This is a genomic window from uncultured Ruegeria sp., assembly GCF_947489545.1.
GTDB lineage: Bacteria > Pseudomonadota > Alphaproteobacteria > Rhodobacterales > Rhodobacteraceae > Ruegeria.
Window position 1 is genome coordinate 495,670 of sequence record NZ_CANLDZ010000001.1, and the last position, 19,863, is coordinate 515,532.

General features: G+C 57.0%; 19 protein-coding genes. 9 read left to right on the top strand and 10 right to left on the bottom strand.

Annotated features, from left to right (window positions below; genetic code table 11):
* Nucleotides 1-16: 16 nt before the first annotated feature.
* The 9 genes from Q1B13_RS02355 to Q1B13_RS02395 all read left to right on the top strand — a co-directional run bounded on the left by Q1B13_RS02355 (nucleotide 17) and on the right by Q1B13_RS02395 (nucleotide 8,917).
* A complete protein-coding gene (locus Q1B13_RS02355) occupies nucleotides 17-1,552 on the top strand; it encodes a bifunctional diguanylate cyclase/phosphodiesterase (protein WP_299077793.1) in 1,536 nt (511 codons plus the stop codon).
* Nucleotides 1,553-1,678: 126 nt separating this feature from the next.
* Nucleotides 1,679-3,508 (top strand): membrane protein insertase YidC, encoded by a 1,830-nt coding sequence (gene yidC, locus Q1B13_RS02360; protein WP_299077796.1) that lies wholly within the window; start codon nucleotides 1,679-1,681, stop codon nucleotides 3,506-3,508.
* Nucleotides 3,505-4,242, top strand: coding sequence for an MOSC N-terminal beta barrel domain-containing protein (locus tag Q1B13_RS02365; RefSeq protein WP_299077799.1), 738 nt, complete (start codon nucleotides 3,505-3,507; stop codon nucleotides 4,240-4,242). Before yidC ends, Q1B13_RS02365 begins: the two co-directional genes overlap by 4 nt.
* Nucleotides 4,239-4,892 (top strand): ribosome biogenesis GTP-binding protein YihA/YsxC, encoded by a 654-nt coding sequence (gene yihA, locus Q1B13_RS02370; RefSeq protein ID WP_299077802.1) that lies wholly within the window; start codon nucleotides 4,239-4,241, stop codon nucleotides 4,890-4,892. The genes Q1B13_RS02365 and yihA overlap by 4 nt, the downstream gene beginning before the upstream one ends.
* Nucleotides 4,889-5,257: a DUF2946 domain-containing protein gene (locus Q1B13_RS02375; protein WP_299077805.1), complete on the top strand. Its 369-nt coding sequence runs from the start codon at nucleotides 4,889-4,891 to the stop codon at nucleotides 5,255-5,257. Before yihA ends, Q1B13_RS02375 begins: the two co-directional genes overlap by 4 nt.
* A 66-nt stretch (nucleotides 5,258-5,323) precedes the next feature.
* Complete coding sequence (locus Q1B13_RS02380; protein WP_299077808.1) at nucleotides 5,324-6,727, top strand: PepSY domain-containing protein; 1,404 nt, start codon at nucleotides 5,324-5,326, stop codon at nucleotides 6,725-6,727.
* A 114-nt stretch (nucleotides 6,728-6,841) separates the two neighbouring features.
* Nucleotides 6,842-7,705 carry an acetylglutamate kinase gene (argB, locus tag Q1B13_RS02385; RefSeq protein WP_299077811.1) on the top strand — a complete coding sequence of 288 codons (864 nt, stop codon included), beginning with the start codon at nucleotides 6,842-6,844 and terminating at the stop codon, nucleotides 7,703-7,705.
* A 22-nt stretch (nucleotides 7,706-7,727) separates the two neighbouring features.
* Complete coding sequence (locus Q1B13_RS02390) at nucleotides 7,728-8,423, top strand: ferredoxin (RefSeq protein WP_299077814.1); 696 nt, start codon at nucleotides 7,728-7,730, stop codon at nucleotides 8,421-8,423.
* Nucleotides 8,420-8,917, top strand: coding sequence for a histidine phosphatase family protein (locus tag Q1B13_RS02395; RefSeq protein WP_299077816.1), 498 nt, complete (start codon nucleotides 8,420-8,422; stop codon nucleotides 8,915-8,917). The genes Q1B13_RS02390 and Q1B13_RS02395 overlap by 4 nt, the downstream gene beginning before the upstream one ends.
* Nucleotides 8,918-8,965: 48 nt before the next feature.
* Here the strand turns inward: Q1B13_RS02395 and Q1B13_RS02400 are convergent, their stop codons facing one another.
* The 10 genes from Q1B13_RS02400 to Q1B13_RS02445 all read right to left on the bottom strand — a co-directional run bounded on the left by Q1B13_RS02400 (nucleotide 8,966) and on the right by Q1B13_RS02445 (nucleotide 19,807).
* The gene (locus Q1B13_RS02400) at nucleotides 8,966-9,757 is read right to left on the bottom strand and encodes an amino acid ABC transporter ATP-binding protein (protein WP_298937852.1); all 792 of its coding nucleotides are present in this window, start codon (nucleotides 9,755-9,757) and stop codon (nucleotides 8,966-8,968) included.
* 12 nt (nucleotides 9,758-9,769) lie between these two features.
* The gene (locus Q1B13_RS02405) at nucleotides 9,770-11,068 is read right to left on the bottom strand and encodes an amino acid ABC transporter permease (protein ID WP_298937851.1); all 1,299 of its coding nucleotides are present in this window, start codon (nucleotides 11,066-11,068) and stop codon (nucleotides 9,770-9,772) included.
* A gap of 3 nt (nucleotides 11,069-11,071) precedes the next feature.
* Nucleotides 11,072-12,304 carry an ABC transporter permease subunit gene (locus Q1B13_RS02410; protein ID WP_299077819.1) on the bottom strand — a complete coding sequence of 411 codons (1,233 nt, stop codon included), beginning with the start codon at nucleotides 12,302-12,304 and terminating at the stop codon, nucleotides 11,072-11,074.
* Between the two features lie 125 nt (nucleotides 12,305-12,429).
* Nucleotides 12,430-13,446 (bottom strand): amino acid ABC transporter substrate-binding protein, encoded by a 1,017-nt coding sequence (locus Q1B13_RS02415; RefSeq protein ID WP_298937849.1) that lies wholly within the window; start codon nucleotides 13,444-13,446, stop codon nucleotides 12,430-12,432.
* Between the two features lie 206 nt (nucleotides 13,447-13,652).
* Nucleotides 13,653-14,360: an ATP12 family chaperone protein gene (locus Q1B13_RS02420; protein ID WP_299077822.1), complete on the bottom strand. Its 708-nt coding sequence runs from the start codon at nucleotides 14,358-14,360 to the stop codon at nucleotides 13,653-13,655.
* 4 nt (nucleotides 14,361-14,364) lie between these two features.
* Nucleotides 14,365-15,036: an HAD-IA family hydrolase gene (locus Q1B13_RS02425; RefSeq protein ID WP_298937848.1), complete on the bottom strand. Its 672-nt coding sequence runs from the start codon at nucleotides 15,034-15,036 to the stop codon at nucleotides 14,365-14,367.
* A complete protein-coding gene (locus tag Q1B13_RS02430; RefSeq protein WP_299077825.1) occupies nucleotides 15,033-16,076 on the bottom strand; it encodes an RluA family pseudouridine synthase in 1,044 nt (347 codons plus the stop codon). The genes Q1B13_RS02425 and Q1B13_RS02430 overlap by 4 nt, the downstream gene beginning before the upstream one ends.
* 127 nt (nucleotides 16,077-16,203) lie before the next feature.
* Nucleotides 16,204-17,010 (bottom strand): crotonase/enoyl-CoA hydratase family protein, encoded by an 807-nt coding sequence (locus Q1B13_RS02435; RefSeq protein WP_299077827.1) that lies wholly within the window; start codon nucleotides 17,008-17,010, stop codon nucleotides 16,204-16,206.
* A 97-nt stretch (nucleotides 17,011-17,107) separates the two neighbouring features.
* Nucleotides 17,108-18,418 carry a replication-associated recombination protein A gene (locus Q1B13_RS02440; protein ID WP_299077830.1) on the bottom strand — a complete coding sequence of 437 codons (1,311 nt, stop codon included), beginning with the start codon at nucleotides 18,416-18,418 and terminating at the stop codon, nucleotides 17,108-17,110.
* 3 nt (nucleotides 18,419-18,421) lie between these two features.
* Nucleotides 18,422-19,807 carry a trypsin-like peptidase domain-containing protein gene (locus Q1B13_RS02445; protein ID WP_299077833.1) on the bottom strand — a complete coding sequence of 462 codons (1,386 nt, stop codon included), beginning with the start codon at nucleotides 19,805-19,807 and terminating at the stop codon, nucleotides 18,422-18,424.
* Nucleotides 19,808-19,863 lie beyond the last annotated feature (56 nt).

Here is a 19,863-nt window from a genome sequence, read left to right on the forward strand (position 1 = left end):
CCAAGGCCGAAGACCAATGCGGAACCATCCTTCTTTTGACCGATTTGCCCATTCTCTTGTCAGAACTCTGAACAGCCCAGCCGCGTTGGCCTTTCTCCCAGCGCTATGCCTAGGTGCCTTTTGGGTCGGAGGGGAGCGCGCGCTTGTTGCTGCGGCTCTGGGCCTGCCACTGGCGTATGCGGGCGTTGGCATACTAGGTGTGGGCGGCGCAGCACGATCCAACCGGCACACTGGCGGCTTAGTGGCAAATGATCGGTTTGAACTTGAGCTTGAAAAGGTGTTTGAGGCTGCAAATCGCAGCGGCGAAACCTCGGCCTGCATTGCTGTGGCGCTGGACGACTACAACCAGTTGCTTGATCTTCACGGACAAGCGGCAGCAAACCACGTAACGGAACAGTTCTGCACCCGCGTTCTGTCCATGATCCGCACCCGCGACGTCGCCACGCGCGTCGGTGGAAACAAAATGCTGATCGGCTTGCGGCCAGCTCAACAGCTGGATTTGGAAACATGTATTCAGATGACGGGACGCATCCAATCCGTAGTCGAGGACCCCGTGATGCTGAACGGCACGGGTTTGTACATGTCGTGTTCTATCGGCTTTTGCCTCAGTACGAACGAAACAAGTAGCACCGCAGAACAGTGGATCAACGCCGCAACTGGCGCACTGGTGGAGGCGCAGCAAAATGGACCATCTACAATCAGGGCGTTTTCAACGGAAACACGGCGCAGGTCGCGGATCAGGACCAATTTACGCAAGGAATTTGATGCTGCACTAAGCAGCGGAGAGATCTGCCCCTGGTTCCAACCGCAGGTGTCTACTGATACCGCGCGCATTACAGGTTTTGAAGCTCTGGCTCGTTGGGAACACCCGCAAAAGGGTGTTTTGGGACCGCATGTCTTCCTACCGTTTGCCGAGCAGGCAGAACTCATGGAACGTCTTGGGCAAACAATACGCCACCACGCATTTACCGCCATGCAGGCCTGGGATCGCGCCGGTGTCGTCGTTCCCCGAATTGGCGTGAACTTTTCCTCAGACGAATTGCGAGACCCGGGCCTTGTTGATCGCCTCAAGTGGGAGTTGGACCATTTCGACCTGACACCGGACAGGCTGGCGATCGAGGTTTTGGAAACCGTTTTTTCTAGGCGACCCAACGACGTGATCACGCGCAATGTCACCGGACTCGCCGCGCTGGGATGTTGCATCGATCTGGACGATTTTGGAACCGGGCACGCGTCGATTGCGTCAATCAAACGCTTCAACGTCTCGCGGATCAAAATCGACCGATCATTTGTTGCCAAATCAGATCAAGACCCCAGCCAACAGCAACTCGCCAGCGCCATTCTGACCATGGCCGAACGATTGCAACTCGAGACACTGGCCGAAGGTGTCGAGACGCCCGGAGAACACGCTTTGATGGCGCAACTGGGCTGTGACCATGTTCAGGGGTTCGGGATTGGGAAGCCCATGCCCTTTGATCAGACGCTGGATTGGATCGCCACGTATCGCAACAAAGTCAACGGTGTTCCAAAAATCGGACGGCAAACTGGGTAAAGGACCTGAGTTTACCGCAAAGAAGATCCATGCATGACGAATTAAAGGGCGATTCCGCTTGACCTTTCGGCCTGCACTCTGTTGAACCCTGCGGGTGTCTTTCACTGCTCAAGGTGGCTGTCCCAGATGGACGATCAGAACAAGAATCTCATCCTCGCAACCGCGCTCAGCTTCCTGGTGATACTGGTTTGGTTCGTCCTGTTCCCCCCACCAGAGCCGGCACCAATACCCGAGCAGTCCGAAATCACCACTGCGCAAGGTGATGAGGTTCAAGCCCCAAGCGCGTCCGGCACAGGCACCGTGGGTGAGGCGACAGCTTCCGCCGAAGAAACGTTGCCAGAGGATCAAGCCCCCCGCGTGCAGATCGACACACCACGCCTGAAAGGCAGCCTGTCTTTGTCGGGTGGCCGCATTGATGAGCTGTTCCTGAAGGACTATAAGGTTTCGATCAAAGAAGGCGCTCCGATTGTCGAACTCCTGTCACCGGTCGGATCAGAATCCGCCTACTATGCGCTTTATGGTTGGGCGCCAGGTGCCGGTGTGACTGGCACGGATGTTCCCGGCCCAAACACCCTATGGGCGCTTGAACAGGGTGAAACGCTGGGCGTTGACGCCCCGATCACTCTGGTCTGGCGCAATGAGAACGGCCTGACGTTCCGCCGCACCATTTCGGTGGACGAGGATTATATGTTTTCTGTCACGCAGTCGGTGGAAAACGCGACTGAGGCCGAGGTTGGCATGGCCCCCTATGGTATTCTGGCCCGTCACGGAATTGGCGAAGACGGGGACCTGCCCGACTTGAAAAACTTCTTCATCCTGCATGAAGGCGTGATGGTCATGGCCGATGGCGTTCTGGACGAAATCGATTATGGCGACGTTCAGGATTTCGACATCGATCCAGTTGAACGCGCCCAAGCTGAGGTGTTTCAGGTCAAAGAAGGCGGCTGGGTTGGGTTTACCGATCATTATTGGATGACCACACTAATCCCCGAGGAAGGTACGACCTTCAAAGCTGCGGCAAAATACGATGCCCGTCGCAAGATTTATCAGACGGAAACGGTTCTACCGACCCTGACCGTTGCACCCGGCGCGACCGAGCAAGTGACGACGCGCCTGTTTGCAGGGGCGAAGGAGTGGGAAACCATCCGCGAGTATGAGGCGGAAGGGGTGCAGAAGTTTATCGAGAGCATCGACTGGGGTTGGTTCTCTTTCCTGACGAAGCCGATTTTCTGGCTGCTGCACAACATCAACGCCCTGATCGGCAACATGGGTTGGTCTATCATCGGCCTGACCCTGATCATCAAAGCAATCCTGTTCCCGCTTGCCTTCAAATCCTATGTCTCGATGGCAAAGATGAAGGAATTGCAGCCACAGATGGAGGCCCTGAAAGAGGCCGCAGGTGACGACCGCCAGAAGATGCAGCAAGGCATGATGGAGCTGTATAAGAAGGAAAAGGTGAACCCTGCCGCAGGCTGTTTGCCGATCCTTATGCAGATCCCAATCTTCTTCTCATTGTATAAGGTGATCTTTGTCACGATCGAACTGCGTCAGGCCCCCTGGTTTGGTCCGTTCCAAGACCTCAGCGCGCCGGATCCAACCTCGATCATGAATTTCTTTGGCTGGCTGCCCTGGGCGGGACCACAGCCAGATACCATCATGGCCCTGATCTTCATTGGTATCCTCCCCCTGCTGTTGGGCATCTCGATGTGGCTGCAGCAGAAACTGAACCCGGCCCCGACTGATGCGACGCAGGCGATGATCTTTGCCTGGATGCCATGGGTCTTCATGTTCATGCTGGGCGGATTTGCGAGTGGTCTGGTTGTGTACTGGATCGCCAACAACACGATCACCTTCACGCAGCAGTACCTGATCATGCGCAGTCAGGGGTACAAGCCGGACGTATTTGGTAACATCATATCCGGGTTCAAACGAACGCCAAAAACGGATGACAAATGACCGGATCGATCACCAGTCTGTGGCGATATCCGATCAAAAGCCACGGGCGCGAAAGCCTTGATGACGTAACCGTATCTCCCGGGCAGACACTGCCCGGGGATCGCGTTTGGGCCGTCGCGCACGAGGCGTCAAAAGCCGACGGCAGCAAATGGGTGCCCTGTGCCAATTTCAGTCGCGGATCGAAGGCGCCAAATCTGATGGCAATTTCGGCTCGTCTTGAAGGCGACACTGTTACGCTCAGCCATCCTCAACAACCAGATTTGCGGTTTGCTCCGGATACCGAGCAGGATGCGTTTCTGAACTGGGTCAAGCCATTGATGCCCGCAGATCGCGCCGCATCGGCACGCATCATTCGTGTTCCGGGCCGCGGGATGACAGACAGCGATTTTCCGTCCATCAGCTTTTGCAACATGGCCTCGCACCGTGCAATTGAGCAGAAGCTGGGCCATGACCTGTCGATTTGCCGCTGGCGGGGGAACATCTGGTTTGATGGCCTGCCTCTATGGGAAGAATTTGACTGGCTGGGTAAGGACGTTCAGATCGGAGAGGCCGTGTTCCATGTGCGCGAACGCATAGTGCGCTGCCTTGCAACCACTGCCAATCCAGAGACCGGTGAGCGGGATGCCGACACGCTTGGCGCATTGAACAGCTGGGACCATCAGGATTTCGGCGTTTACGCCGTCGTGGTTCGGGGTGGCAACATCCGTGTCGGTGACAAGGTTCAGGTTCTATGACCGCACTTCCTTTTCCACTGGCCGAAGACCCCGACGCCTTTGCATTGGAACGCGGACGTAAATTGTTCGCTGGCCCGTCGGAGTTCGTCAAAGGTGTCGTCGCAATGGACGGCCTGCCAGCCCCTGACCGGCTTGAGGTTTGTTTCGCAGGTCGGTCAAACGTGGGAAAATCCAGCCTGATCAATGCGCTGACCGGCACCAAAGGTTTGGCGCGCGCCTCAAACACGCCGGGGCGCACGCAAGAGATCAACTTTTTCTCGCAGGGCCCAGAGCTGTATTTGGTCGACCTGCCGGGATATGGCTATGCCAATGCGCCGCTTAAGATTGTCGAGAAATGGCAGCGACTTCTGAAAAAATACCTGAGCGGACGACAAACCCTGCGTCGCGCCTTTGTTCTGATCGACGCGCGCCACGGGGTAAAACCGGTTGATGATGAGATCATGAAGCTCTTGGACACCAGCGCGGTTACTTTTCAGTGCGTTATGACCAAAGCGGATAAGGTTAAGTTCAAGGATCGTGAAAAAGTGCTGGATCAGGTGCGCACCGCCTTGTCCAAACACCCGGCCGCCTACCCAGAAATCGTACTAACGTCATCTGAAAAGAATGACGGTGTTCCAACATTGCGCTCCATCATCGCGCATCTGGAATGAGAGCCATCACGCGCCTCCTCAGTCTTGTGACGCTTCTTGCTTTGGTCGCGACCGGAGCAATCCCGCAGGGTTGGATGCCAACGCAGGGTCAGGACGGCAAACTCCTGCTTGTCATATGCACCGGAGAAGGAGCGGTCGAGCAATGGGTCGATCTGGACCCAAGCGACCCAATGCATGATGAGACGGACCGCCGATCGGAGTGTTCGTTTGCGGGGCTGTTTGCGGATGTACATGTGCCAAATTCGGGCGCCCTGAAACACCTCGACTTTCCGGTACAACTGCGCTGGGCGCACGCAGAATTCACCCGCCGCAGCGCGGGTTTCCATGCGCGCTATGACGCGCGAGCGCCACCCCAAATCTCCTGAACTAGCGAAGTCTTTTTTGAACCTGCGCACCTCGTGCGCAGGGCAATTCCGCATCTGGAGATTGAAATGGCAATGAACGGCCAAACTGTGGGTGAAAGCCCGGCGCAGAACAGTACTGCGCAAAAACTCTATTTTGCTGCCTGGAGGTGGCATTTCTACGCCGGGATATTTGTGATCCCATTCCTGACAATTCTCGCCGCAACCGGGTTGATGATGATGTTCATCACGCAAATTGACGGCCGTGATGGCGAAAAGATCAGCGTCGAAGTTCAGGGCATGGCCCTGTCCGCTTCTCAACAAGCCGAGGTCGCTCTGACCAAAGTGCCGGGATCGGTGGTTGAGTGGATTGGCCCAAAAGCAGACAATCTGGCCACTGTTTTCCGCATCGAAACGGAAGGCGGTCAGCGCCTTGTCGCCGTGGATCCCTATGCTGGTGAGGTGCTGGAAATATGGGATCGCAGGGCTGGCTGGTATGATATTGCAGACAACGTTCACTCATCCCTCATGATCGGAACGACCGGAGACCGGATTCTCGAAATTGCTGCCGGGCTAAGCCTGGTTCTGGTTTTTACCGGCCTCTACCTTTGGTGGCCGCGTGGAAACGCAATGTCAGCGTTTGTGCCCAATCTCCGCGCCAGGGGACGCGCGCTGTGGAAGTCGCTTCACGCCGTCGTCGGGTTCTGGATGTCGGGGTTGCTGGTCGTCTTCTTAATCTCAGGCTTGTCCTGGGCCGGCGTCTGGGGCGGTATGTTCGTCCAGGCCTGGAGCAGTTTTCCAGCCGAGAAATGGGACAATGTCCCGTTGTCGGATGATCTGCATGCCAGCATGAACCACGGGCATCAGAATGACGTCCCGTGGGCGCTCGAGCAAACACCGATGCCCGCGTCCGGATCTGAGGCAGGTGTTGACGGGGTGCCCGAGGGTACGAATATCGATATCGACGCGCTCGTTTCGCTTGGAACCGCGCTCGACATGACGGGCCGTTTCCGCGTGGCTTACCCCAACGGTGACAGCGGGGTCTGGACACTGAACCGGGACAGCATGAGCAGCGATACAACAGATCCGGTAAGTGACCGCACCGTTCACGTAGATCAGTACACCGGAAAGATCCTCGCAGATGTGCGATATGAGGATTACTCGCTGATGGGCAAAAGTATGGCCCTGGGTATCCCGTTTCACATGGGTTTGATGGGCATGTGGAACTTTGTGCTCAACGTGGTGTTCTGCTTGTCGGTGATCTTCGTCTGCGTCTCAGGTGTTGTGATGTGGGTTAAACGTCGACCTCGAAGCACCGGACGGTTGGCGGCCCCACCACTACCGGTGGAAATGCCGCTTTGGAAAGGTGCCGTTCTGACGGGACTGTTCACGGCAATGGCCTTCCCGTTGGTCGGCCTGACACTGCTTGGCGTTCTGGCCTTTGATCTGTTGATCCTGAACAATATTCCAGCAATGAAACGGGCATTAAGCTGATCTGGAACGGGCCGCGCTGAACAGGCGTGGCCCCACTTTGCAGCAATTGCTGCTATCTGGTCTTGGCAGCCCGTTCTAAAGGCCCTAACAGGGTTGATCAGAGGACTGACAGCCATGAAGACAAGAGACATGAACCGGGATTGGATCGCAACTGCCGCCACGCTAAACAGCGCACTGCCTTACCTGCAGCGCTATGACGGCGCCATTGTCGTCATCAAACTGGGTGGCCACGCCATGGGCAGTGACGAAGCCATGGAGAGCTTTGCCCGTGATGTGGTTCTGATGCGGCAGGTCGGTGTGAACCCTGTTATCGTGCATGGTGGCGGGCCGATGATCAACTCGATGTTGGACAAGCTTGATATCCAGTCCGAGTTTGTAAATGGAAAACGTGTCACCGACAAAGCCACGGTCGAAGTTGTTGAGATGGTGCTTTCGGGTCTTGTTAACAAACGTATCGTTCAAGCCATCAACCGTCAGGGCGGCACCGCTGTCGGCCTTTCGGGTAAAGACGCCAATCTGATGAGCTGCGAACAAACGGATGCCTCTTTGGGGTTCGTAGGCACACCCGCGCAGATGGATCCAAAGGTTTTGCATGATCTGTTTTCACATGACGTGATCCCGGTCATCGCACCGCTGGGTGCTGGCAATGACGGGGAAACATTCAACGTCAACGGCGACACAGCAGCGGGGGCAATCGCCTCGGCCTTGAAGGCAGACCGCCTTCTGCTTCTGACGGACGTCTCTGGCGTCAAAAACGCTGCCGGTGATGTGGTGACCGAACTGAAAGCCGGACAGATCCGCGAGATGACGAGTGAAGGAACAATTGCCGGAGGGATGATCCCGAAAACCGAAACCGCGCTTGATGCTTTGCACAGCGGCGTGCGCGCGGTTGTCATTCTGGACGGGCGTGCGCCGAATGCGGTATTGCTGGAATTGTTTACTGAACACGGCGCGGGGTCACTGATCCGGCCAGACTAAGCCGAAAACGCGCGGAGGGGGCATGGTAGAGCAGTCAAAGGCCGCCTTTGATCCAGATCCGGGTTCTTCCTACGTCCGGATAGAAGAGGCCGTCAACGAGGCTGGGCTGATCGTGATGGGTGCGCTGCACCCCCGCGCGACACAGGCCAGAAACCTCGAGTCTGGTACGTTGATTTTGCTCGGCGCAGCTGGCGCATTCTGGCCCGTGCTAAAGACGTCACCCGAATGGATGGATCAACGCCCGGATCCAGTTGACCGTTGGTCTTTGCGGGTCATCGGAAACATGGCTCAGAATCTAGGCGCGCAGGCTCATTTTCCCTTTGGCGGCCCACCATATGCCCCGTTCATCGACTGGGCGCTTAAGTCAGGGCGAACGTTCAGCAGCCCTGTCGGGGCGCTGGTGCATGACACAGTAGGAATGATGATCTCGTTTCGCGGCGCGCTTCACTTCTTATCTGAATTTGACCTACCAGACGCGTCGGCACCCTCACCCTGCACCACGTGCGACGCGCCTTGCACAACGACCTGCCCTGTGGGCGCGTTGAACGCCAAGAGTTTCTACAATGTCGACGCCTGCCACAATTACCTGAGCTCGGCAGCGGGCCAAATCTGCATGACAGGTGGATGTGCCGTGCGATTGGCCTGCCCTCTCAGTAAAAGCGCGGGCCGCCTTGCGGAACAGTCAGCCCACCACATGAAAGCGTTTCACCCGACATGAGCCTCACCTTGATCCTGACACGCCATGCAAAATCAAGTTGGGATGACCCGCTGCAATCAGACCATGACCGTCCTTTGAACAAACGCGGGCGCAAATCGGCACCTGCCATTGGTGCTTGGTTGACAAGAAATAGCTGGCTCCCTGATGAGATTATCAGTTCTACCGCTGCCCGCACACGCGAAACGTTTGACAGGATGGGGCTACGGCCCAACTCAACTGGCTTCACGCACCGTTTGTATCACGCCGGGCCCCATGACATGCTATGCGTCCTGAAGGGCGCCACAGGGCACTGTGTGTTGATGCTGGGGCACAATCCTGGGATCGCGGCATTTGCCAAGCAGATTGTCCGACAAGCTCCGAACCACACACGGTTCCACGATTATCCAACCTGTGCGACGACCGTTATCCGCTTTGGTGTTGCCAATTGGGCCGATGTCCAATGGCACAGCGGTGAGGTTTTGGGCTTTGTCATTCCGCGAGAACTGCTGGAATAGAAAAAGGCGGGGACCTGCCCCGCCTTCTTACATTGATATTGAACTGGATCAGTGCCCCAGAATCTGGCTGAGGAACAGCTTGGTCCGCTCGCTTTTGGGGTTGTTGAAGAACTCTTCGGGTTCGTTCTGTTCCACGATTTGACCGGCATCCATAAAGATCACGCGGTTGGCGACCTGACGGGCAAAGCCCATCTCGTGGGTCACGCACAGCATGGTCATACCTTCTTCGGCCAGCTCGATCATGGTGTCGAGCACCTCTTTGATCATCTCCGGGTCCAGCGCCGATGTCGGTTCATCGAACAACATGATCCGCGGCATCATGCACAGGCTTCGGGCAATCGCCACACGCTGCTGCTGACCACCCGAAAGCTGACCGGGATACTTGTCGGCCTGTTCGGGAATTTTCACCTTTTCCAGGAAGTGCATGGCGCGCTCTTCGGCCTCTTTCTTGGGCGTCTTGCGCACCCAGATCGGGGCCAGCGTGCAGTTCTCTAGAATGGTCAGGTGCGGGAACAGGTTGAAGTGCTGGAACACCATGCCGACCTCGGACCGGATTTTGTCGATATTCTTGAGGTCATTCGACAGCTCGATCCCATCCACAACGATAGAACCCTGCTGGTGTTCTTCCAACGCGTTCAGGCAGCGGATCAGGGTTGACTTCCCTGACCCCGACGGGCCCGCGATCACGATCCGCTCGCCTTGATTGACGGTCAGATTGATGTCGCGCAGCACGTGGAAAGATCCGTACCACTTGTTCATACCGTTGATGTCGATGGCGATTTCATCGCTCACCTGCATTTTCGAGCGGTCGATTTCACGTTCAATTGCAAGTTCAGACATGTGTTGAACTCCTTAATGATGATCAGTGGCAAGACGACGTTCGAGCCACTGCGAATATTGTGAGATGCCGTAGCACACGACAAAGAACAGGAGCGAGGCAAAGCCCAGCAGCTCCCAGTAAACGCCATTCCATTCGGTCGAAGCCAGGATCGGTCCGCGAATCATGCCCAACAGGTCGAACATCGAGATGACCGAGACCAGCACGGTATCCTTGAACAGACCCACTGCGACATTCACGATACCAGGGATCGAGATCTTCAGTGCCTGCGGCAAGATGATCAGCCGCATAGCCTGAGGGTAGTCGAGACCCAGACTGTCCGCTGCTTCGTACTGCCCGCGCGGCAAGGCTGCCAGACCGCCGCGGATCACCTCGGCAATATAAGCGGCCGAGAACATGGTGATCATGATCACGACGCGCAGGAACAGGTCGACCGTGCTGTCAGGTGGGAAGAAATACGCCAGCATCACCGAAGCCACAAACAGCAGCGTGATCAAAGGCACGCCACGAATGAATTCGATGAAGATGACACAGACCCACTTGATCAGCGGCATGTTCGACTGACGTCCCAATGCAAGCGCGATACCCAAAGGCACAGAGAGCGACACGCAGGTCACACCCAGCATCATGTTCAGCATGAAGCCACCCAGATCACGGCTGGGCACGGGTGAAAGCCACGCATTTTCTGATGCGCTTTCAGGGATCAATGCGCCGCCGATGTTCCAGATCACCAATGCAACAACGATGGCCCCAAAGAACCCCGCAGCAAAGCTGTTCTTGCCAAATTTCTGGAAGACGCCGCCTGCAACCACACATCCGATCAGGGCAACCAGCGGTACCAGGATGCTGCCACCCCAGATCAGCCAGAACGCGATGAACGGGTAGACGGCTGTGAACAACAGCAATTTGCGCGGCAGGTCAAAGAACAGAACCGGAGCAAACGCAACCAGCATAAGGATAAAGGCCAGGTTTGGACGCCAATAGGCATCGACGGGGTATTTGAAGCCATAAATCAGCTGCGGCCAGCGTTCGGCAAGAACTGCGAAACACGCACCGGTTTTACCCGCCAATATCTCGCGACACTCTGCCAACGAATTCGCATTCCAGACCCCATTAAAGATCCAAGGCAACGTGTTTTTTAACAGCAGATAGATCAGGATCAGCGACAGAACCGTCAGGATCGTGTTCGCCACGCCTGAAAACAGGTTCTCACGCAGCCACTTGACCGCGCCCGTTTCGCGGGCAGGAGGGGGTGACTCCGGGATGTTCCCGTCAGCCACAAACGCGATCGGATTGTTTGTTTGATCAGCCATGGCTCAGCGCTCCTTCAGCTTAACGGAAGCGTTGTAGAAGTTCATCACCGTCGAAATCAGCAGCGAAGCCGTGAGATAGAACAACATCAGCAACAGAACACATTCGATCGCGCGACCAGTTTGATTCAGCGTGATGCCACCCAGCGTCGCAGTGATATCCGCATACCCCACGGCAATCGCCAGCGACGAGTTTTTGGTGATGTTCAGATACTGAGAAATCAATGGTGGAATGATCACACGCAGCGCCTGTGGCAGCACCACAAGGTTCATGATCCGGCCCTGACGCAACCCCAGAGCGGCCGCGGCCTCGGTCTGACCCTTCGAGATGGCCTGAATGCCGGCGCGCACGTTTTCTGCGATAAACGCGCCAGTATAGATCGACAGTGCAAACCACAGCGCGATCAGCGGGCCACCGACATTGATGCCGCCGCTGAAGTTGAACCTTTTGAGTTCCGGGATGTTCCAGGTCAGGCCCATCACAAGCATCAGCAGTGCAAACGGCACCAGCCATACACCCAGTTTCAAAACCAGCGTCTTGGGCCGTTCACCGGTCTCTTCCTGCTTCTTTGTTGCGCGTTTTTCGATTTCGCGCGTGGCGAACCAGGACCCAACCAGAAACGCAATAACCAGCAACCAGTTGAGTGCTGTTGAGCTGAACAGCCCATTCGCGAACTCAGGGCGCGGTATATATGCACCCCGGTTGGTGAACGCAAAAGCGTCGAACAGCATGCTGGATGACGGGTTTTCGCCACGAAAAGCGCTTGGTGCAGGTAGAACGGCCGTCATGATCGTAAAGATGATGATGATCCAGATCAGCACCGGAATATTCCGGAAGATCTCGACGTAGACCGCCATAAGTTTCGACACGAGCCAGTTGTTGGAAAGCCTCAACACACCGGCGGCCACACCAAAGATGGTCGCGGTGATACAGGCAAGAAACGCGACAAGCAGCGTGTTCAGCAGACCAACCAGAGCCGCACGTGCGTGCGAGGATTGGCTGTCGTATTCGACCAGTCGCTGGTTGATGTCGTACCCGGCAGAGTCGCCGAGGAATGAATAGGAAATATTGAGCCCTGCGGCTCTCAAATTCTGGATCAGGTTGTTGCCTAGATACCAGATACAAAGCGCAATAACGATGGCCGCGATCACCTGAAATGTTAGTGAGCGATAGCGGGTATCGTTTATGAGCATCGACAGCCGAAATTCAGATTTCGGCGGGTCAGTCATAGTCGACATATTTTGGGATCCCCGTAGCTTGCGGGCTACTTATTCTGGCGAGGTTTTCCCCGCTCTACATCTGCCCGCAGCAGTTTATTGTGGAAGAGGGCGCGGGTTGCCCCGCGCCCTCTTCCGTTTATGTCTTAGCGGAACGGCGGTGAGTACAGCAGACCGCCATCGGTCCACTGTGCGTTCAGACCGCGTGCCAGACCGATCGGAGTTTCTTCCCCGATGTTTTTGGCAAATACTTCACCATAGTTACCACCCGCTTTAACAGCGCGTGCCGCCCAATCAGCGTCCAGGCCCAGCATCTCGCCCAGGGTACCTTCGGTGCCCAGCAGACGGTTGACTTCCGGGTTGTCGGTGCCAGCGCTCAGCTCATCGATATTCGCCGAAGTGACGCCCAGCTCTTCTGCTGAGATCATGGCGTTCAGAGTCCAGCGGACAACATCGCCCCACTCGTGATCGCCGTGACGGACTAGTGGGCCCAGCGGCTCTTTCGAGATGATTTCAGGCAGCAGCACGTGCTCATCCGGGCTTTCGAACGTGGCACGGGTTGCGGCCAGACCCGAAGCGTCAGTGGTGTATACGTCACACGCACCGGCCAGGTACTGCTGCTGTGCTTCAGCGTTGGTTTCGATCGGAACCGGCTCGTAGCTGATGTTGTTGGCACGGAAGAAATCGGCCAGGTTCAGCTCGGTGGTGGTGCCGGTCTGGATGCAGACACGGGCGCCGTCCAGTTCCTTGGCCGAGCTTACGCCCAGTGCCTTGGGAACCATGAAGCCCTGACCGTCATAGTAGTTAACACCAACGAATTCGAACTTCAGGTCGACGTCGCGGCTGAAGGTCCAGGTTGTGTTACGGGCCAGCATGTCGATCTCGCCCGACGCCAGCGCGGTAAAGCGTGTCTTACCGGTGGTCGGAACAAATTCAACAGCGTTCGCGTCACCCAGAACGGCCGCAGCAACCGCACGGCAGACGGATACGTCAAAACCTTGCCATTCGCCATTTGCGTCAGGCGCTGCAAAGCCGACCAGACCTGTGGTCACACCGCAGTTCAGTGTACCGCGCGCCTTAACGTCGTCGACGGTTCCTGCCACGGCTGCACCAGCGGCCAGACCGGCAACTGTTGCCGCGCCCAAGATTACGGATTTTTTCATTTTTACCTCTTCCTGATTTTCCGCCCCTGATTGAGGCGGCTCTGTCCGGCAAGTGGATGCCAGAAAGGTTACCCCAAAGGTGTCTCCCCTTTAGTGGGCATGAGTTTGGTCGCATTCATAAACAAACGTCAAGGGTTGGATCAGTGAAAACGATGGGTCGAGCCCAATGGATTTGCTCATGCGGCCAATTTTTTGGTCAGAAAGGATCAAACCGATATGTCGAAGAAGTTCTTGGCATGCAAAAACGCGGTTTTCTTGGTTTCGGCAACGGCATGGGCTTCGTCATCATGGCCCCATTGTTCGATCTGCCAAAGCTCATCGAGCCTTGAAATGCGCCAAATCTCGTCCGGCGCGCGCCAATCCATCGCCGCCGCAAACCCGAGAATCAATGACCCGGACAGGCTGACAAGATCGTGGAAAGCAGCCAGCTGAAACTCATCCAATGCGTGAACACGCTGTCGCAGAATTGCCAGGGCTTCATCTGATTGTGATTGATGCAGAACTCCGGACACAGGTACCAACCGAGCGGAAAACGTTTCAGCCGCCCAATCCAGCGCCGGGTCCCATTCGGCAGATTGCTTGTTCTGCAATTCCTGGGGATGCGTTGCCCGATAGCAGAGCAGATCGGTATCGCCATAGTCGGCCAACATCTCAGCAACCTCGTGATGCTGAATGCGCACCTTGTCGATCGCCGCGTTGGCGGTGCGGGTGAACGGCATCAGGGTTGGGTCCACAACCTCGTCCTGCGCCTCCCATTCGGCGGCGACAGCCTCAGCCATGGCGCGGGTCGGCAGGATCAATGTTTCTCTGGCCGGGGTTTTGACCCGGCGGCCATCCAGTTCAACCGTATGGCCACCTTCGGCTTCTAGAACTGCGCTTTCTGTCCAAAAGCGTTTCGGTTTCCACTCGCTCATGAGTTCAAGTCCAGACATTGGCCAGCGCGGCGGGCAACTGGTCGAAGGTTTCAATCACACAGGCTGCAGCGGTCAGGGCAGAATTGTCGTGATAGCCCCAGGACACACCTATGCCGGTAACCCCAGCAGCAGCCGCCATATCCATGTCAAAGCTGGTGTCGCCGATCATCGCGGCATTCGCCTCTGACACACCGGTTTCCGCCAGTGCCGTCTGCACCATCGACGGGTGTGGCTTTGACGGATGGTGATCTGCAACTTGCCGGGTCACAAAGTACTGCTCCAACCCATGCGCCTCGATCAACGCATCCAATCCGCGCTGAGATTTGCCGGTAGCAACACCCAGAAGGATCTCGGGGGTTTCGTGCAGCGTTTCAATAGCCTCTCTGGCGCCGGGATAAAGCGGAGAGCTGGCGGCGCCAAGTTCCTGACGATGGGCATAATAAGCCTGTTTGTAACCCTCGACCAATACCTCCTGAACCGAAGTCGACTGATCCGGCGCCAAACACGCCATCGCGTGTGGAAGTGACAATCCAACAATCGACAGAATCGCTTCACGATCCGGTGCAGCGACGGAAGCAGCCTGAAAGCTGGCCGTCATTGCGTGGACGATGCTGCCCTGGCTGTCGACCAACGTGCCATCCACATCAAACAGAACCAACCGCAAGGGTGCGCTCATTGCAGCGCCTCAAACGGGTCGTCGGCCGCCATATCCTCGGTCCAGCCAAACGTGTCCCAGCTGTGTTTCATATGATCAGGTAGCGGCGCAGTCACTGTGATCGACTTGCGCGTCGTCGGATGCTGAAAGGACAAGCGCTGCGCATGCAGATGCAGCTTTTTACTGATGATCCCGCCCAGCTGAGCACCCCAACCGTCGCCCATGTTTTCCTGACCCGAGCCACCATATTTTCCGTCCCCAATGATCGGGTGTCCAATGGCAGCCATGTGCGCGCGCAACTGGTGCGTCCGGCCTGTAATCGGCTCCATCGCCACCCAAGCCGCGCGACCAGCAACGCGATACAGTGTGGCGTACAGTGTATGGGCGCGTTTCGCGCCAGGCGTGTCGTTAAGGTCGCTCAGATGAACCGGTATCATCTTTTCGCCTTCGCCCTGTTTGCCGTGACCGGGAGCTTTGACCAGACCTGTCTTGATCTCCCCCAGATAGGGGGTCGGCACACCGGCCACCAAGGCCCAGTAGATCTTGCGCGTGTCACGGTGCCGGAAGGCGGCTGTCAAACCTTTGGCGGCTTCGCGGGTGCGGGCCATCAACAAGACCCCGGACGTGTCCTTGTCCAAACGATGTACAAGGCGCGGGTTTTCGTCATAGCCAAACCGCAAAGCCTCGGACAAGCTGTCAACATGGCGGGTTTGACCACTGCCGCCCTGAACCGGCAAACCCTGAGGCTTGTTCAACGCCAAGACGTGATCGTCTCGGTAGATGACACAAGACTGAATCATCTTGGCATCCGCCTCAGAAACCCGCCGTTTCACTTCAACAGGCTTGTGATCCGCATCCGGCAAGGGTGGAACCCGCACAACCTGTCCGACCTCTAGCCGGGTCGAAGCCTTGGCCCGACCGCCATCTACGCGCAGTTCACCCTTACGGCACATCTTCTCGATGCGACCCTGGCTGACATGCGGGAACAGGCGGCGCAGCCACCGATCCACGCGTTGATCGCCATCACCTTCTGCGACCGTAATCATCTGCACGCCACTCATGCCATTGCCCCTTGCACCGTGCGGCTGCCCCGCTCGGACTGTCCCGATGTCAGTGTCTTTGAAAACATGCGCGTCTGTCGCGCGCAAAGCCAAAAGAGTCAAGGACAAGCGCCGTCAGATCATGGTCTCAGATGTTGGAAAAGTCGCCGCCGCGCCCTGCCCCATCGCGGAACCTGCCAGCACCTGCCGTGCCCTCGCGCCGGATCGCCTCTAACCCATTGCTCCATTCAACCTTGAGGGCGTCGCGTACCGGCAGACCACGGGTTTCGATGATCGAGCGGCGGTCTGCCCGAACTGCCGCTTGCGGAAATCTGGCAATCTCGTTGGCCATCGCTTCGGCCGCGATGCGCGCTTCGCCATGCGGCACCACTTTCTCCGCAAGTCCAATCTGATAACACTCATCTGCCTCGACCTTGCGTCCGGTCAAGGCAATCTCAAGTGCTTTGCCTTGCCCCACCAGGCGCGGCAGCCGTACTGTGCCGCCATCCATCAGGGTAATCCCCCAACGACGGCAATACACGCCCATGAACGCCGTTTCCGCCATCACTCGAATATCACACCACAAGGCCAGCTCCATCCCACCGGCAACTGCCGCACCTTCAATCGCGCCGATAACGGGTTTCGACAGCTCCAATCGAGAGGGACCCATCGGCCCAAGCGCGGACGGCGCGGCACCAATCGGAAAGTCGCGCGTTCTGAAATACGCCTCACGTGCCTCGGGGTCCGACAGCGTCGCGGCGAGTTTCAAATCCCAACCTGAGCAGAAATTGCCGCCTTTGCCCCAAAACACAGCCACCTTGGCAGAACTCTGTTCGAAATCCAGAAAGGCATCCGTCAGAGCTTTTGCATGTTCTGTATCAACGGCGTTTCTGACTTCGGATCGATCATGAAGGATCGTCCAAACATCTTCCGCCTTATCTATCGAAACGGCCATAAGCTCTCCTCCGTAAAACGCGGTGACCTTGTGGGAAAAAGCTAACCCACTCGGCCACAAATTACGTTTCAAGATAAGACCAACAGGCTGAAGTTAACTAGCTGTTTCGTTGCGTGCGCAGCTTGGCAAAGTAATCCAGCCGCTTCTTCAACTCGCGCTCAAATCCACGCTCGACCGGTTGGTACAACACGGGCCGCGTCATGGTTTCGGGGAAATAGTTCTGTCCAGAAAACCCATCTTCAGCTTCATGGTCATAGGCATAACCTGCCCCATATCCCTGATCTTTCATCAGCGATGTCGGCGCGTTCAGTATGTGTTTAGGAGGCGGTTCGCTGCCCGACTGCTTGGCCAGTTTCATCGCGGCTTTGTAGCCGACATACGCCCCATTGGATTTGGGCGCCAGCGCAAGATAGACCAATGCCTGCGCCAGTGCCAATTCCCCCTCGGGCGAGCCGAGGCGTTCGTATGTCTCCCACGACTGAAGGCAAATCGCTTGGGCCTGAGGATCGGCAAGCCCGATATCTTCAACCGCCATACGGGTGATCCTGCGGGCCAGAAACCGAGGGTCCTCGCCCCCCGTCAGCATGCGCGCGAACCAGTAAAGTGCTGCGTCCGGGTCCGAGCCGCGTACCGATTTATGCAACGCCGAGATCAGATTGTAATGTTCATCGCCCGATTTGTCGTATTTGGCTGCACGCCGCATCAGCCTTGTGGCTAGCGCGTCAGGGTCCAATGGAGTTTCGACATTCCACGCCGCAACTTGTTCGATCAAGTTCAGCAGGGCCCGCCCATCCCCATCGGCCATTTCCTGCAGCGCGTCGCGTGCGGCTGGTGCCAGGGGCAAAGCGCGATCCAGCTCTTTTTCCGCGCGCTGGGTCAAGCGTTCCAAGTCTGCAAGGTTGAGACGTTCGAGAACAAGAACCTGTGATCGACTCAGAACCGCCGCGTTCAGTTCGAATGAGGGGTTTTCTGTCGTTGCCCCCACCAGAAGGATGGTGCCATCCTCCATATGGGGCAAAAACCCGTCCTGCTGCGCCTTGTTGAAGCGGTGAATTTCATCAACGAATAACAAGGTGCCCTGCCCGTTCTGGCGCCGGATTTTTGCGGCCTCGAACACTTTTTTCAGATCAGGTATGCCTGTGAAAATCGCACTGATCTGGACAAAATGCAGATCGGTTTCCTTTGCAAGCAACCTTGCAATCGTGGTTTTCCCGACGCCCGGCGGCCCCCAGAAGATCAGGCTGGACAAGCTGCCCGAGGCGAGCATGACACCCAGTGGCGCATCGGGACCCAGAACCTGTTCCTGACCGATGACCTCGGCCAGCGTTTGTGGCCGCAGCCGGTCGGCCAGAGGGCGATGGGGCGCTGGCACGGCGTCGGTCTCCCCGGTGTCGAACAGGTCGCTCACGATCTACAGCCGGAACCGCAGGGAAACGGCACGCCCCCCGCGCTGGATAGTCATCTGCACTCTGCGGCCCGGATCGGTCAACGCCGCTTCGACGTCGTCAGGATGCTCCATTTCATCACCATTGATATCGTCCAGAACGTCACCCACTCGCAATCCGGCACGCCCCCCATAGGGTCCTGGATCGACCACGACGACGCCAGTTTGGGACAGCAGCAACCCCAGACGAGAAATCACTGCCGGGTTGATCCGCGAGACTTTCAAATCAGGCAAAACGGTGCGTTCGCTCAGGGTTGCCTCATCAGCTGCTGGTGTCTCCGGGGCTTTGATCAGTGCGACTTCGACATCGGCGACCTGCTCTCCGCGCAACCGTGTCAGGACCGACCTGCCGCCGACTCCGGCCACAGACATGCGGAATTTCATCTCGGCGGGCGAGTTCACTTCATCCCCATCCACATGCGTCACGACATCCCCGACCTGAAGACCAGCCTCGGCCAATGGGCTTAGCTCATGTAGATCAGAGATCACGACGCCTTGCGGAATGACCAGACCCAGCGACTCGGCGATATCAGCGCTCATATGTTGACCGGCCATACCAGCCCAGGGGCTGACAAAACGGTCGTTGCCTGCTTGCGCCTGCCGCAAGAACTCGGCCACCAGATTGGCGGGAATGGCAAAACCGATCCCGTTCGATCCGCCCGATCGTGTTAGGATCGAGGTGTTGATCCCGATTAGGTCCCCGTTCACGTCGATCAGCGCCCCACCAGAGTTGCCTGGATTGATCGCCGCATCAGTCTGGATGAAGTAGCCGCGCGCGTTGCCGGTTGCGGTACCCGTTCGCGCCAGCCCGGAAATAATACCGGATGACACTGTTTGGCCCACCCCAAACGGGTTACCTATGGCAAGCGCCAGCTCACCCACTTCGACCTGATCTGAATCGCGCAGGTTTAGGTAAGGAAGGCCGTCTGCCTCCTCCAAGCGGAGTATGGCAATGTCGCTTTCCTCGTTCCCCAGCACGACTTTGGCCGAGAACTCCCGCCGGTCGGTTGTAACAACGCGAATTTCGGTCGCCATGCCCACGACGTGATAGTTGGATACGACATAGCCATCACCGGACAAGATCACGCCGGACCCTAGCGAGTTTTGAACACGCGGCTGCGGCGCACCAAACCCTCGGCCAAAGAAATCTTGGAAAAACGGATCGGAAAACAGAGTGTTTGCACGACCCTGTCGAACGATCTTGGCATAGATGTTCACAACCGCCGGTGACGCCTGTCTGACCACTGGGGCAAAGCCAAGGCTGATTTCGGCCTGCGATGCTGGCACCTTTGTTTCGGCATAGGCTGAAACCGCGAACGTCGCCAACAACAGGGAATACAGAAATTTCCGCATGATCTTTCCGTCAAATAGTCGCCATCCGGATATGCGAGGCAAGGGACGGGATTGCA

Excerpts from the sequence above, each read along its gene's own strand:
- Q1B13_RS02425 (WP_298937848.1), bottom strand. The coding sequence starts at position 15,036 with ATGAGCGCACCCTTGCGGTTGGTTCTGTTTGATGTGGATGGCACGTTG.
- Q1B13_RS02430 (WP_299077825.1), bottom strand. The coding sequence starts at position 16,076 with ATGAGTGGCGTGCAGATGATTACGGTCGCAGAAGGTGATGGCGATCAA.
- Q1B13_RS02390 (WP_299077814.1), top strand. The coding sequence starts at position 7,728 with ATGGTAGAGCAGTCAAAGGCCGCCTTTGATCCAGATCCGGGTTCTTCC.
- Q1B13_RS02380 (WP_299077808.1), top strand. The coding sequence starts at position 5,324 with ATGGCAATGAACGGCCAAACTGTGGGTGAAAGCCCGGCGCAGAACAGT.
- Q1B13_RS02410 (WP_299077819.1), bottom strand. The coding sequence starts at position 12,304 with ATGTCGACTATGACTGACCCGCCGAAATCTGAATTTCGGCTGTCGATG.
- Q1B13_RS02400 (WP_298937852.1), bottom strand. The coding sequence starts at position 9,757 with ATGTCTGAACTTGCAATTGAACGTGAAATCGACCGCTCGAAAATGCAG.
- yidC (WP_299077796.1), top strand. The coding sequence starts at position 1,679 with ATGGACGATCAGAACAAGAATCTCATCCTCGCAACCGCGCTCAGCTTC.
- Q1B13_RS02365 (WP_299077799.1), top strand. The coding sequence starts at position 3,505 with ATGACCGGATCGATCACCAGTCTGTGGCGATATCCGATCAAAAGCCAC.
- Q1B13_RS02435 (WP_299077827.1), bottom strand. The coding sequence starts at position 17,010 with ATGGCCGTTTCGATAGATAAGGCGGAAGATGTTTGGACGATCCTTCAT.
- Q1B13_RS02420 (WP_299077822.1), bottom strand. The coding sequence starts at position 14,360 with ATGAGCGAGTGGAAACCGAAACGCTTTTGGACAGAAAGCGCAGTTCTA.
- Q1B13_RS02445 (WP_299077833.1), bottom strand. The coding sequence starts at position 19,807 with ATGCGGAAATTTCTGTATTCCCTGTTGTTGGCGACGTTCGCGGTTTCA.
- Q1B13_RS02355 (WP_299077793.1), top strand. The coding sequence starts at position 17 with ATGCGGAACCATCCTTCTTTTGACCGATTTGCCCATTCTCTTGTCAGA.
- argB (WP_299077811.1), top strand. The coding sequence starts at position 6,842 with ATGAAGACAAGAGACATGAACCGGGATTGGATCGCAACTGCCGCCACG.
- Q1B13_RS02405 (WP_298937851.1), bottom strand. The coding sequence starts at position 11,068 with ATGGCTGATCAAACAAACAATCCGATCGCGTTTGTGGCTGACGGGAAC.
- Q1B13_RS02415 (WP_298937849.1), bottom strand. The coding sequence starts at position 13,446 with ATGAAAAAATCCGTAATCTTGGGCGCGGCAACAGTTGCCGGTCTGGCC.
- Q1B13_RS02375 (WP_299077805.1), top strand. The coding sequence starts at position 4,889 with ATGAGAGCCATCACGCGCCTCCTCAGTCTTGTGACGCTTCTTGCTTTG.
- Q1B13_RS02395 (WP_299077816.1), top strand. The coding sequence starts at position 8,420 with ATGAGCCTCACCTTGATCCTGACACGCCATGCAAAATCAAGTTGGGAT.
- yihA (WP_299077802.1), top strand. The coding sequence starts at position 4,239 with ATGACCGCACTTCCTTTTCCACTGGCCGAAGACCCCGACGCCTTTGCA.